Genomic DNA, 14,276 nt, shown 5'->3' on the forward strand with positions numbered 1-14,276 from the left:
TATTAACCTAACTGCCCATTACCTAGGTGTTTGATACGTCGCTTCACTTCTTCTTGCTTGCCTGCATTAAATGGGCGTGCATCAGGGCTGCCAAGGTAACCACATACTCGGCGGATCACTGAGACACGGTTAGTATCATGGTTACCACAACGAGGGCAAACAAAGCCTTTACTGGTACAGTTAAACTCACCCGTAAATCCACACTCATAACATTCGTCTATGGGCGTATTTGTTCCATAATATGGAACATGCTCATAACTGTAATCCCAAACATCTTCGAGCGCTTTGAGGTTATGCTGCAAATTAGGATACTCGCCATAGCAGATAAAGCCCCCATTTGCGATGGCAGGGTAAGGCTGTTCAAAGTCTATTTTGTCGTATGGGTTCACGCGTTTTTCAACATCAAGATGGAAGCTATTTGTGTAGTAGCCTTTGTCTGTCACACCAGCTATTACGCCAAATTCAGCAGTATCAAGGCGGCAAAAACGATCACATAAGTTTTCACTAGGTGTACTGTACAGGCTAAAACCATAGCCAGTTTCTGCTTTCCACTCATCTGTTGCTTGGCGTAGGCGGTTAACAATCGCGATGGCTTTTTCCCTTAAGTGCTCACTGTCGTAAACATGGTTTTGCGTACCAAATAGTGCATTGATGGTCTCATGTAGTCCGATATAGCCGAGCGAAATTGAGGCTCGACCCTTTTTAAAGATTTCTGCAACGCTATCATCAGCGGCTAATCTTACACCGCAAGCCCCCTCCATATAGAGAATTGGCGCGACACGTGCTTTGACGTTTTCAAGGCGTGCGATCCGTGTCATAAGGGCTTTTTTAGCAATAGATAAACGTGCTTCTAACAGTTGCCAAAATGCGTCTTCATTGCCTTGTGCTTCAATGGCAATGCGAGGCAAATTAAGGCTGATCACCCCTAAATTATTGCGACCATCATGAATTTGTTGCCCCGCTTCTTCGTAGACCCCTAAGAAGCTACGGCAGCCCATGGGTGTTTTAAACGATCCGGTCACTTTAACAACTTGGTCATAATTAAGGATATCGGGGTACATGCGCTTGCTAGCACATTCAAGGGCTAACTGTTTGATATCATAGTTAGGATCACCAAATTGGTGGTTTAATCCTTTTTTAATGGCAAAGACCAACTTAGGGAATACGGCTGTTTTACGATTTTTGCCTAAACCTGCAATACGATTTTTCAAGATGGATTGTTGGATTAAGCGCGCTTCTTTCGAGGTGCCAAGACCAAAACCAAAGGTGACAAAGGGGGTTTGCCCATTCGCGGTATGCAATGTATTGACTTCATATTCTAGGGATTGGAAAGCATCATAGCACTCTTTTTCTGTTTGGCAGTCAGCATAACCTTGAGCATCATTGATCCCCCACGTTTCAGCCGTTTTAAGATGTTTTTCATAGCTGATGCGTACATAAGGAGCCAGAATTTCATCGATGCGATTAATCGTCGTACCACCATAAATATGGCTAGCAACTTGCGCAATGATTTGTGCAGTCACAGCGGTTGCTGTTGAAATTGATTTTGGTGGTTCGATCTCTGCATTGCCCATTTTAAACCCTTGCGTAAGCATGCCTTCAAGATCGATCAACATACAGTTAAACATCGGGAAAAAGGGGGCATAATCAAGGTCGTGATAGTGTATTTCTCCTCGTTCATGAGCGATAACGACATCACGAGGCAAAATATGCTGTTTGGCATAGTGCTTAGCCACAATACCAGCAAGTAAATCACGCTGAGTCGGGATCACTTTACTGTCTTTATTGGCATTTTCATTAAGCAGTGAAACGTTGCTTTGTTCGATAAGGCCGCGAATATCATGGGTAAGCTGGCTGCGTTTTTCGCGAGCACTATCCCTATCATGGCGATATTCAATATAGGCTCGAGCGAGGTCTTTATAAGGGCCTGACATTAGTTGATTTTCAACAGCATCTTGGATCTCTCGAATATCGACTTTTTCACGGTTGCCAAGTTGCTCTGTGACCGTTGTAGCAACTTGAAGGCAATAGTCATCATCCTGAATATTCACAGCCGCTGATGCACGTTTTATTGCCTCTTGAATTCTTTGGAAGTCAAAGTTCACTTGGCAACCATCTCGTTTAATCACAACCGTTTTCACTGAAATGCTCCTTGTTGAGTTATCCACAACCTTAAACCTAGCGATAAGTTTCCGCTGCATGTGCGAAGGGAATGTGGATAAAACTGTGAATAAATACTATATGTAGTGTTTGATTGTGTAATTAAAGCACAATATATAGTTTATTGCTCTTTTTTAGCTATCGATAATTTGATCCACAACAAGGAAAAAAATAAATTGTATGAATATCAAAAGCGGAGAAGATGAAAAATAAAAACGCCCCTAATTATTTAGGATGATGGCAACCTTGAGCACGTGATAGGTTTTCGAACAAATGGTTCTTTCCAACAGCGAGATATATCGAACGGTGACCTAAGTTGTGTCATTACTGCAATTGGCAACTTAAATGAGACTCTCCTATGCCATCATCATTGGATGCATGGAATATCACGCTCCCCCTGAACTGGCTTCTGCTCTTTCCCACGGAAGAAGCCATATTTCCCACTTTTTGCCGTTCAAGAGCTAGCGCATGTCTGACAAGATTTGGCGGGTTATACAGGCAAAGTGGCCACCAAAACTGCGGGCCAAATTATTTTGTTGACCATTATCAGAGCATAGGCGTGGCTCTGGATATTAATATCCAGTTGATAATCGATTAGTCGTATTGTCGATGGAGGATTTGAGTCGGTGAAGATTTTGAGGATAGGGCTTTGATAAGGGTATTGTTGGCATTTAAAGAGCGCTGATATGCGATGATGAGTAATATTTTTATTTCACTGTTAAAAAACAATAAATTATCATTAAATAAATTTAATAGCGAAAAGTGATAACGCATTTAATGAGTAATTAAGGTGGGTTATATTGTATTTAATGGGTTACACCTATGTTTATTATGGGTGTTCTTAGAGTGTGTCTAAGTTTATGAGTATTTTTTCTATTTTTTAATGGCGCCAAAAAATAAGCAATATTGAGGTTTTTTGTTTTATTATTGAAAAAAATAAAGCTATATCTCTTATAAAAATATCAAAATAATTAAATATGTAACAAAATGAAAATAGCGTTAAATAAAATCAACATACTCTCATTAAGAATAAGACATTGTTTGGAGATTTATATGATTTTGATTATCATGATTTATTGTAATCCATTGATATATAGGAACCAAATTAATATTTGGTTATGTCGATGCCATTAATAACAAATATTTAATAGTTATCACCTATCGAAATATGGAGACTTATCGTTAAAAACGTATTTACTCTAAATGGGGTTGGTTCTATATTCGCCATCAATTTATTATTTCAAAAATATCAAAATAATAGTTTTATTTTATGAATTTTTATTTGAGAAACTAAATTTAATATGGCAATAAAAATTCATTAAATATAAATATTGAGATTGTTTAAATAAAATAAGTTAGTGTAATTATTTCACGGAATGTTAATAATTAAATGTTAGATGTTTCTCCTATTTTAAGTCGATGAAATCAGTAATTAATATTTTAATTCCGGATACTATGCTCAACATTTTCGGGGAAATCTGACAGAATTTATTCTGTTCAGTCATGGTTAACTATGACGGCAAAATGTCAAATTAATTAATTCTATTTTAAGATTATATATAAATAAATTATATGGGTTAGCCTTAGCCTATAAGGAACTATTTGTCTCTTAGATATGGATAAGGGATAGGTAGCAGCAGGGACGATGTTTTTATTAATGATGTAACCTTTGCTTTATCAACAAAAAATGAAATTAACACTCTTCAATTTATGTGTGGTGACTGGTTTCTATTGTCTTTTTACTAGAAAGGAAAAATAAATGAAATTAACAAAATTAGCAGTTGCAACTGTATTTGCGGCGTCTGTTGTGTCATTTAGCGCAATGGCGGATAACACCGGAACGATTAACTTTGTGGGTACAGTTGTGAACACGCCTTGTAATATCGAGCAGTCTTCTCTGAAACAAACCGTTGATTTCGGTCAGCTGTCTCGTAAAGCGTTGGAAAGTGGTAAGCCTGCGGAAGCAGAGTTCGAGATCAAATTCACTGGCTGTGACTTTGCTAACTTTGGTAAAGATACTGAAGGTAACCCTGTTGCGGTGAAATCAATGGAACTCGTGTTTACTGGCCAAAGCTATGCAGATAAAGGCAACACGCTGCTGGCAACTTCCGCGGGGAATTCGAACAACCTCGGTATTTTGATTGATGGTTTTGAGTTCGGTAAAGCCACAGACGTTCTCCCTCGTATTGCCAACACAAATGGTGAAAATACTTTAATTTTTAAAGCATTGGCGAAAGCGGTTGATACCACTAAAGATGTTGCGGAAGGGCGATTCAGCGCCATCTCTAACTTCCGTATCACGTACCAGTAAGTCGATACATTGACCGTCAGTGAACGCTGGCGGCCAAGGGGCTCACGAAGAGGGGTAAAGTGCAATCTCGCCCTCTTCGTCTTCTCAATCGAAAGTCAATAAATTGATTTTCTTCATGGAGTTAACAACCTCTAACGACTGCCGTCAAACAGTATTTGTTTGTTAACAGTCATAACACAGGTGGATTTTTTTACTGTCTGCAAGGGAGAAACGGGTGGCTGTTTATCAACGCGTGAGTTTGCAAACAACAGGGATCCTCTTTTCGCTGATTTTGGGGGGCACATCGGCTTTTGGCGCCAACGAGGTGGGCATGCGCCATGAAGGTGTCACTCAACTGGTTGGCAGTGTGATCTCAACACCATGCTCGATTGTGATGTCAAATCGCGACCAAACGGTCGATTTTTCGTCGTTAACGTTGACGATGCTCTCAACCGCCGTGGCGCGTGAACAACAAACACGCCCTTTTGACATTGAGCTTCGTGATTGTGGCAGTGTGTACAGCACCCTTGACAGTAAAACATGGACAATACGTTTTGACGGGCAAGGGGCCGATAATATCGACGCATTTGCCTTGCAAGGGCCTTCTCAGGGGTTGGGCGTATCCGTGCTGGATAACACGAAAAATATCGTGATCCCTGGGGAAACCTATCCTTTGTTTGACAGTGTGTTACGGCAAGGTCAATCGGGGCAAACCCTCTTTTTGCGCTATTTTTTACGGCTCGAGCTGACAGGAAAGCCGCTACAAGCAGGACGTTATCACGGGCTGGTTCGTTTTTTTATCGATTATCAATAAAGCACAGAAGCACGTCTTCAATGATGACATTGAGGAGGCATTCTTGCTGTCTTTGGGATGGTACAGAGCATGATGTTCAAACTTAGCAAAGTCAGGCAGGCCGTTTTATTGGCGGTGAGCGTCAGTGCATGCACGGTGTCTGCAACAGAGTTCAATACTGACGTATTGGATGCGGAAGATATGCAAAACGTCGATATGAGCCAATTTTCCGTTGCGGGTTATGTGCCTCCCGGAGACTATGTGTTAACCGTGTTTGTTAACGGCCAGCGCTTAGGGGCGCCTCGTGATATCACGGTCTTAGCACAACATGCCATTTGCATACCGGCGAACTTACTGGATCTGATTGGCCTGAAAGATTCGGCAAAACAAAAAGTCACCCTTTCCGAGGCGGGGCAGTGTCTTGATTTTTCCGCGTTAACTGGGGTGAAATCGACGGTTGAATTGTCCACACTCTCACTGAAAATCACCATTCCCCAGTTATGGATGGAATACCGTGATCCAAACTGGACACCCCCGGCGTTATGGGAAGAGGGGGTGAATGGTGCCTTTGTGGATTATAGCGCCAATGCGTCTGTCATCGAAGAAAGTCGCGGGAGTAAACGGGTCTATTTATCCACCAATGGTACAACAGGTCTTAACCTCGGTGCTTGGCGTTTTCGTGGTGACTATAACGCGAACTACCAAAAACAGCACGGTGGCAGCAACCCCCAAGAAACCCACCGTTTTGATTTTAGCCGGCTGTATACGTTTACCTCCTTGAAGAAATTAGCCTCTATTTTGACCATTGGGGAAAACTACTTCTATTCTGATGTGTTTGAGTCATGGCAATACAGTGGTATCGCCCTCGAAAGTGACGACCGCATGTTACCGCCTAAATTGGTGGGGTACGCGCCGGAAATTATTGGCGTGGCGAACACGAATGCCACGGTGATTGTGCGTAGCCAAGACCGCGTGATCTTAGAAACCACGGTGCCCCCGGGGCCGTTTCGCATTCAGACCTTGGACAGCGGCGTACGAGGGGTGCTCGATGTCACTGTGCGTGAAGAAAATGGCGAAGAGAAAACATTTAGTCTCAACACCGCCTCACTGCCTTATTTAACCCGCCCGGGGCGCATTATTTATAAGTTAGTGGCGGGTAAAACGCGCTATGACGGTCATCGCCTAACTGGTAAGCCGGTGATCAGCGGCGAGTTGTCTTATGGGTTATCCAATGCGTGGTCACTGTATGGGGGGACGCAACTGAATGGGGATTACCAAACCGCAGCGATAGGGATTGGACGAGACTTGTTTGCATTTGGGGCATTGTCACTCGATATGACGCAGTCTTTTGCCCGCTTTACCCATCACACGCTGCAAGGCCGCTCCTATCGCCTCAACTATGCAAAGTCATTTGATGAGTTACGCACGGATATTACCTTTGCAGGGTATCGATTTGCCGATAGAGATTACCGCACATTAAGCCAATTTATAGATCAAAGCCGTAGCGGTCATGTGGCGCGTGTGGCAAAAGAAAACTACCAAATCTATCTGAACAAGTATTTTGATAATTTCAGTTTATCGTTGAATTATCAATACAGTACTTATTGGCAAGATAAACCGCAAACGCAATATGGTTTATACGCCAGTACCAATATCAGCATACCTGGGCTATCGCAGCAAGATGCCAATATTTCATTATCGGCGACGCGTACCGAGCGTGATAACGGCTATAAAGATGATGCTATCAACCTGTATTTAACGGTTCCTCTGTATCGCGGGCACAATATCACCTTCTCCGAACGCTATTCACGTGCCGGTGAGTATAACCAATATAGCCACAGTGTCGGGTATAGCGGCTATAGCGATCGTGATAATTACAGCCTGAATGTGGGGTATAACCACGGACAGCATATGCAGAGTCAGTCGAGTTTCAGTGGCTATTATTCACGGGATCTGTCGCAGGCTAACTTATCCACAAACGTCAGTTATGTGCCACAACAATATCGCAGTTTTGGCGCCTCGATTAACAGTGGGATCACGGCGACGGCTCACGGGGTAGCACTGCACCGTTCAGCAAATGGCGATACCCGCTTAATGATTGAAACACCGGGGGTGGGGGATGTGCCACTGGACAGTGGCGTCATCAAAACCAACCGTTTTGGGATTGCGGTTATTCCTAACGTGAACAGTTACCGTAAATCGACGGCGTCGATTAACACCAGTCAGCTGCCAGAGAATTTAGAAACGTTACAGTCAACGACCGACATTACCTTAACCAAAGGCGCGATAGGTTACCGCCGTTTATCGGTGATGAAAGGGGAAAAACTGTTCGCCATCGTATCGTTGAGTGATGGCAAAAATCCCCCGTTTGGGGCCAGTGTGCGCAATGCTGACAACCGTGAATTGGGCATTGTGGGTGAAGAGGGGGTGACGTGGTTGGTCGGTATTTCCCCTCAAGAAATCCTGTCTGTTTATTGGGCCGGAAAGAAGCAGTGTGAATTACGCATGCCTGACAATGTCACGTCATTATCCAGCATGTTATTGCTGCCTTGCGCTGCACCCGCGCCCGCGCTGTCAACGGCAAATGTAACGCCAGCAAAATAAGTCTTTTATTCGTTTTATGAGGTCAATGATGTTGAATTTAGGTCAAAGATTATGCCATATGTGGGTGGGTATCGCGGTATTTGTCTCAATGAGTGCCTACAGCGCAGTCACATTAGATAGAACACGCATCATTTTTCCGGGAACGGAAAAATCGATTAACGTCACCATTTCGAACGATAACCCTGAAGAAGCTTACTTAGCCCAAAGTTGGATTGAAGATTTACAGGGAAATAAGCTCACCAAAGGGGCTATTTTGGCGACGCCGCCGTTGCAACGCATTGAGCCCATGAGCAACAGTTTAGTGCGTTTAAGCACGACGCCGGCACTGAGCCAATTGCCACAAGATCGTGAGTCGGTGTTTTACTTCAATTTGCGTGAAGTGCCCCCTAAATCCACCGATGGCAATACCTTACAAATTGCCTTGCAATCACGGGTCAAACTGTTTTATCGACCGGCCAGTATTTTGCCTGAATCGGACACTAAGTGGGCGCATCAAGTCACATTAACAAAGATAGCGAAAGGTTATCGCATCAATAATACCACGCCATTTCACTTAACGGTGATTGGGCTAGGGAACAGTCAAGCCGCGGCTGAGCACAATTCATTTGATGTGGTTATGGTGCCGCCTAAGTCAACACAGGATGTGGTATCCCCCGCACTGTCCACACCGTATCTGACGTACATCAATGATTATGGTGGTAAGCCCACGCTGGCATTTCGTTGCCAAGGTGAGACTTGCACGGTAACGGGTGAGCCGTAACTTTCAGCGTATGAGCGAACGGGAAAGGACGATGCGTAAACACAACATGTTCATCAAAACAGCCGGGTACAACGCGGTACTGTTTGTTCTTGGCAGTGTCTTGAGCCAATGGGCGATGGCTAATAGCCCTGTGGCGAATACACCGGTTAATCAATCGGACTACGAACCGCAGCATCAAGGCCAAATACAGGTGAGTGCCACGCTATTTAATGCCCCCTGCAATTTGTCGTTAGATAACACGCTGCGTTTGATTGGGTGTGGCGCGGGAAACAAGTACCAAGAAATGGCGGTGTTTAATGCAGCAGCCAATACCCCAGCGAGTGTGCGGCTTTACGATGTACAACGCGGGGTGTTTTCAGTGCGTTACCCGCTGTCTTTGCTAAATGGGGATAATCCAATCGACCTACCGACATGGATGAAAGATGGGCACACGGTGCGTTTAGAGGTGAGCTATGAATAGGGCAGCAAAGTATATTTGGCTGTTTTCGGTGGCGCTTTTCGGGGGAGCTTCTCAGGTACGCGCGGCCAATAGCTTAGATATTGAGTTGAGTGGTGAGCTGGTCAACACGGCATGCCAAGTGGCAGCCGGCTCTCTCCATCAGAAAATCACACTGTATAACTTGCGTTGGCAATTGATTAATGAAAATGGCACCAGCGCGGTGACGCCCTTTACCATTGCCATCGATAAGTGTAGTGCAACGGATTTACAAAAAAGTATTCAATTAACGTGGAAAAGCAGCGAATTAGTCACGATTGGCGGTGAGAGTTTTTTAACCACCAAAGGCGACAGTGGGGTCGTCTTGGGGCTGGTCGATCATGATGAAAAACCCCTTGTGTGGAATAAGCCGATGACGATGGGTGATGTCAGTGTGGTTGACGGCTTACAACAATTTGATTTTGGTGTTTTTGTCCGTAAACCCGCCACTGGCGAAGCTAATGTGGGCGATTTTTCCGGGATCGTGACCTTTCAGGTGGAGTACGAATAGTGATAAGACTGAATAAGCTCAAACAGCCTCTCGGGTTACTCCTGTTATTGACCGTATTAGAGAGCCACGCTGACGTTTTGGTGGATGTGACCGCCACCATGGTAGATCCCGCTTGTAATATTCGCAGTGAAAACAGCAGCTCACCGCTGAAAATTGGTTTCGGCACACTTAACCCAAACTCACTGAATACATCGGCGGCAGTGAACGATTTTTCACTCTATATCACGGGGTGTAATTTCAACAATACATTAGCTATCGTGTTGAGCCCCAAAGGGGGCAGCAGCGTGTTATATAACGGGAAAAATATTTTAGCGACCAGTATCAATGGGCTGGGTATTGATTTTAAAGAGGTGACGGGCGGTACGGTGCGTGCATTGGAAGTGAGTAAAAAGCAACGAATTTACCCCGAACGGGTGGACGCGACATTGTACCGCATGGATTTACAAGCGCAATTAGTGAGTACGGTGCCGATCAATCAATTGGCTCTGGGGAAATTTACGTCAACCGTCACCCTTTCTGTGACTTATCATTAGTAGGATCATGATTATGTTGAACTTAAAAGGCATTATTCTTACACACGGGTTGCAGTCTTTTAAAAAAAAGAAAATCGGCTGGGGGGGCATTGCATCAGGCGGTTTATTACTTCCCTCGATTGCCCTAGCAAACTATGCACCGATGATCCAAAACCCAAATGATGGCTATTTGATCACACTGGCGAGTAATAGCGCAATCGTTTCGACGCCTGTCACCGGCTCTGATGGTAAAAATTATTATCGTGTGGGGGAGCCGATAGTGATTAGTAGCATTGACTCAGCGGTTAAAGCAACGGGAGCGGCAAAATGTATTGGTAGAACTTGGGGGGGAACAAGTACGAGGATTATTGGTAGTGATAGTGCTTACCACAGGCTATTCATGTATGTCCCTGAAGCCGCTACGATAGAAGGCAAACCAGGTTATCGCATCAATAGTAACGTCGTGATGACCGTTGAGAGTAGAATGCTTAATTGGATCAATATTACGGGAGCTGGAGTTTGTGCGAATGCTTCGAGTACAGCGATGATAGCGTCGGCATCTAATTTTGGAGTACAGTTTCCCATCACCGTAACATTTTATATTAATGAGCGCATTATTGATGGTCAGGTGATGATTGCTGCGATGCCTCTTGGGGGGTATGTACGTGCATTTATGAACCCTAAAGTACCGCCAATCTATACATCTTGGCCATTAGAGGAAACAACGGTTCCAATGCGCTTACTCTCTTCAACATTAAATGTGGGCTCATCGTGTAATACCACCACGACCACTGGGCAAGCGGGGACAGTAAACTTACGGCATGGACACTTAAACACATTAAATTACGATAGTGTTGTCACTGAACAAGTGACTTATAACTGCAAGTTCGCTATTCCAACAAATGTCAGGTTACGCCTTGATTATGCAACAGACAATGACCCACAGAAACGTTTACCAATGACGAGTAGCCAAAATAGTAATCATAAAATCTACAGTAACTTGACCATGACCGATGAAACAACGGGTCAAACGGGTAAAGATTTTAAAATTGAGATTAAAGACCTAAGAACAATTAAAATTACGAGTCATATCCAAGGAACAAATGCCGCCGCGGGGGATTATAAAGGTTCGGCTTGGTTGATAGCGACATTTGATTAATTGTTTATGTTTTTTCTCGATAAGATAAAAGTAAGTTAATAAACGGCCTTGATAAAATATCAAAGCCGTTTATTGACAGGGGCAGGAAATGAGAAAATCTTCCTTAGCTAATTTTGAATATTTCATCAATATCAGCCCCCTAAGGGGATAACTGTTTTTCTTTTTCAGCGCTAATTAATAGCCAGTCATCACTGGCTGTTAATTGCCAATTCATCAAGAGTACTATTTAACTATTGTAACTTTACCATCAATAATGGATAGATAAGGCGTTGTTGTAAAGATTTCACCATCTGCATATTTTTATAATTATAAAATGCAATATTTAACTTGGTGATAGTTTTAGTCTAGAAAGAACAATGGGTTATCAATAATTAATAGCTTCCTACAACTGTGTATTACTGATTAATTCTTTTTGAATTTTGCTATTTTTAGCATTGGATTTAAACTAACCCTCTTTAACAGTTGTCTCTTGCTCTGCTAATAATGTCTATTCTTCATTAATGGGGAGAGAGTGGACATGGCTCTATCATCATTTGTGTAGGGCCATGTTTAACATGGCCCGAGTTTGAATTACTAATGAGGATTATTGATGTTTAAAGTATTATTATCTAGAAATAATAAATTTTTCACCATCAAAGCGTAATTTCGGATTAATACCAATAGACTGACCAGACTCTAAATCTTTAAAAGCGATTGGTGACTTAAAAACTGAAATAACACGATTATCAAGGTATTTAGAGATCTCACTATTACTAGAAATATTGAGTGGTTTTAACTGATACTGCTCTTTGTCGAAAAGCATAGAAAAACCAAGGGAGTTATAATATGATTCAACGCTCCCTCCATCTGCGGAACTTGATTCTTCTAACATCTCATTAAACAATAGTTTTATTTTTTTCTCATCTTGTCGGTTAAAAGCATCCCATATTTCGGTGTAAATCTCTTTTAATTTAGCTTGCTGATCAAGAGGGAGGTCATTAACAAACTCGATGTTATCATTAAATTGGTATGATGTAGTCCACTTCCAAGCTGGAAAATCTTCTCTGATATTAAATTGTTGAGTCATTCTATAATAATTATCATCGTTACCAATGAATTCAACCTTTAAATCATCCACTAGTTCTCCCCAGCTAATGTTCGAATTTTTATAGTGAGATGCTTTTTTTATTTTAAAATCAATATCTTCGTTTGGTCTGTAACTAATAAGTGAAATATGGTTTAACTTATCACTTTCAAATCTATCTCTAGCTAGAAACTCAAAATTACACTCAGCACCTGTAGTGAAAATTTCGGAATTTTTATTTAGTGAAAATAATACAATTCTGATTTTATTATTTTTTTCTTTAAGAAAAGAACCAATACCAAATGTAGTGTTAAATTTATTCATATCAACATTATATATTAGCTTTACATCATTAATATATAGTTCTATCCCACATTGATTTAAATCAATACCTATTTTATAGTCATATTTTTTTAGTTCATTATCATGCATTTTTGTGGCAGCAACATTAGATGAAATGAAGATCAACATTAATAATAGTATTTTCTTAATCATAATTTACCCGTTAAAATGATAAATAGGTATCGTACCTTCAGCCTTAGGAGCGAGAACTATATCTTCTGGGAGAAATTCTCATTTAAATTTATTGGTAGTAGAACCTGTTAATTGACTTGTTCATTTCCCACTATACCAGCTTTAACCTCAAATTTATAATTGAATTTAAGTTACGGTTAAACCGATCCTATTTTTATCCACCACTAACCTAAAGTTAATACTGCCACTAAATTCCCCTTCTAATTTAGAAGTGAGCTTCATTTCATTATCAAAAGTTAGTTTTAATCCGCTGTCTAAGAGCCGAGCTTCAATGAAAAGGCCTTGTATAGCCATTCAAGTCTGGCTTATTGCGTGATTCCTCTTTTTCTTCCATATGCAGACAGAACTTACGCCATTTTTCTCTAGTTTCTGTACGAGTGAAAACAACATTAATAATATCAATTCATAATCCTAAACCAATAAGTGGTCCGAAGGAGAAGTCAAAGGGGTTGTTGTTAGCATTGTAATTAATATCGCTAATAGATATTTTCTAATGCTCGACTATATTTTAATGCATTGATATATAAGTGAATTGTTTTGAGATAATCAAGGGTGACTCTAAAGATAAACCTCAATAGCATATTATTTGAGCAATACTTATTATCCTTTGTGATGGCTTTAATTGCCAATCCCATTGAATACAAAAAGACCCCCAATAATTGGTTGCCCAGTTATTGGAGGCCACTTCAAGTCACGCCTTTAAATCAAAAGGGTTATTGTTTGATTAAATCAAACTTAGCTAAATACTCCCCCCAATCAGCTAGGCCTTGAAATTCAAACCCGACACTCTGATAAAAGTGGTGTGCACCCACGTTATCGGTGTGATAGCCAATCATAATGGCAGGAATATTATCCTTATTTGATGACTTTATCTCATCAATTAATAAAAGCATGGCCTGCAAACCATAGCCTTGACGCTGATGAGATTCATCTATCATAAAGCGATAAATCCAATAATTCCCATCGTCAGGGTCAATGCCATACATGACTAACCCAACGAGTGTTTCTTGATGCTGGATCCCTTTAACGATAAACCGTGGTAAGAATTGGACTTCGGCAATTGAATATAAATTGGAAGCAATAAATTGTGATTGTTCCTCTGATACTTGCAAATCAGCACAATCTTCCCAGTTATCTTGATTCAGCTCAACAAGTGTTACCATTAACTTCTCCTTTTTAGAGAAGTAAACCTTCTCTAAATTATGAATGAATAGAATATGCAGTGAATTTATTTAGATTGTTTTTACGCATGGTAACCCCCTTAGTGAAATTGATGGCATAGCCGAATTGGCAATTTAAAATGCGGCTCAAATATGCCGGAATGGTGATGAAATAACAAGATAGTGCACAAAATATTTTATTGTGCTGGTAGGAAATACATTGGGGCATTGATAAAAAAACCTGCCAATTTTATT

At 41.5% G+C, this 14,276-nt stretch carries 12 protein-coding genes; 8 read left to right on the top strand and 4 right to left on the bottom strand.

Going from position 1 to position 14,276, the window contains the following annotated elements:
* Positions 1 to 2 precede the first annotated feature (2 nt).
* A complete protein-coding gene (gene nrdD / locus PR699_RS02715; protein WP_014657339.1) occupies positions 3 to 2,141 on the bottom strand; it encodes an anaerobic ribonucleoside-triphosphate reductase in 2,139 nt (712 codons plus the stop codon).
* 1,778 nt (positions 2,142 to 3,919) lie between these two features.
* Here nrdD and PR699_RS02720 point away from each other — a divergent pair.
* The 8 genes from PR699_RS02720 (at position 3,920) to PR699_RS02755 (ending at position 11,264) form a co-directional block, all read left to right on the top strand.
* On the top strand, positions 3,920 to 4,471 hold the full coding sequence (locus tag PR699_RS02720; protein WP_004915868.1) for a fimbrial protein: 552 nt from the start codon (positions 3,920 to 3,922) through the stop codon (positions 4,469 to 4,471).
* A gap of 214 nt (positions 4,472 to 4,685) precedes the next feature.
* Positions 4,686 to 5,264, top strand: coding sequence for a fimbrial protein (locus PR699_RS02725; RefSeq protein ID WP_004915870.1), 579 nt, complete (start codon positions 4,686 to 4,688; stop codon positions 5,262 to 5,264).
* Positions 5,265 to 5,321: 57 nt separating this feature from the next.
* The gene (locus PR699_RS02730; RefSeq protein WP_014657340.1) at positions 5,322 to 7,847 is read left to right on the top strand and encodes a fimbria/pilus outer membrane usher protein; all 2,526 of its coding nucleotides are present in this window, start codon (positions 5,322 to 5,324) and stop codon (positions 7,845 to 7,847) included.
* 28 nt (positions 7,848 to 7,875) lie between these two features.
* Positions 7,876 to 8,607 (top strand): molecular chaperone, encoded by a 732-nt coding sequence (locus tag PR699_RS02735; protein WP_014657341.1) that lies wholly within the window; start codon positions 7,876 to 7,878, stop codon positions 8,605 to 8,607.
* Between the two features lie 31 nt (positions 8,608 to 8,638).
* A complete protein-coding gene (locus tag PR699_RS02740) occupies positions 8,639 to 9,067 on the top strand; it encodes a hypothetical protein (RefSeq protein ID WP_014657342.1) in 429 nt (142 codons plus the stop codon).
* Positions 9,060 to 9,593 (top strand): fimbrial protein, encoded by a 534-nt coding sequence (locus tag PR699_RS02745; protein WP_004915879.1) that lies wholly within the window; start codon positions 9,060 to 9,062, stop codon positions 9,591 to 9,593. Before PR699_RS02740 ends, PR699_RS02745 begins: the two co-directional genes overlap by 8 nt.
* Complete coding sequence (locus PR699_RS02750) at positions 9,593 to 10,126, top strand: fimbrial protein (protein WP_004915882.1); 534 nt, start codon at positions 9,593 to 9,595, stop codon at positions 10,124 to 10,126. Before PR699_RS02745 ends, PR699_RS02750 begins: the two co-directional genes overlap by 1 nt.
* A gap of 13 nt (positions 10,127 to 10,139) precedes the next feature.
* Complete coding sequence (locus tag PR699_RS02755; protein WP_306169839.1) at positions 10,140 to 11,264, top strand: adhesin; 1,125 nt, start codon at positions 10,140 to 10,142, stop codon at positions 11,262 to 11,264.
* A gap of 604 nt (positions 11,265 to 11,868) precedes the next feature.
* On the opposite strand, the gene PR699_RS02760 is transcribed toward PR699_RS02755, so the two are convergent.
* From PR699_RS02760 to PR699_RS02770, 3 genes are all read right to left on the bottom strand, one after another.
* Positions 11,869 to 12,822, bottom strand: a complete 954-nt coding sequence (locus PR699_RS02760; RefSeq protein WP_014657344.1) for a hypothetical protein — start codon at positions 12,820 to 12,822, stop codon at positions 11,869 to 11,871.
* A gap of 165 nt (positions 12,823 to 12,987) precedes the next feature.
* On the bottom strand, positions 12,988 to 13,155 hold the full coding sequence (locus tag PR699_RS02765) for a hypothetical protein (RefSeq protein WP_004915890.1): 168 nt from the start codon (positions 13,153 to 13,155) through the stop codon (positions 12,988 to 12,990).
* 419 nt (positions 13,156 to 13,574) lie between these two features.
* A complete protein-coding gene (locus tag PR699_RS02770; protein ID WP_004915894.1) occupies positions 13,575 to 14,024 on the bottom strand; it encodes a GNAT family N-acetyltransferase in 450 nt (149 codons plus the stop codon).
* Positions 14,025 to 14,276 lie beyond the last annotated feature (252 nt).

The organism is Providencia sp. PROV268 (assembly GCF_028477805.1).
GTDB lineage: Bacteria > Pseudomonadota > Gammaproteobacteria > Enterobacterales > Enterobacteriaceae > Providencia > Providencia stuartii.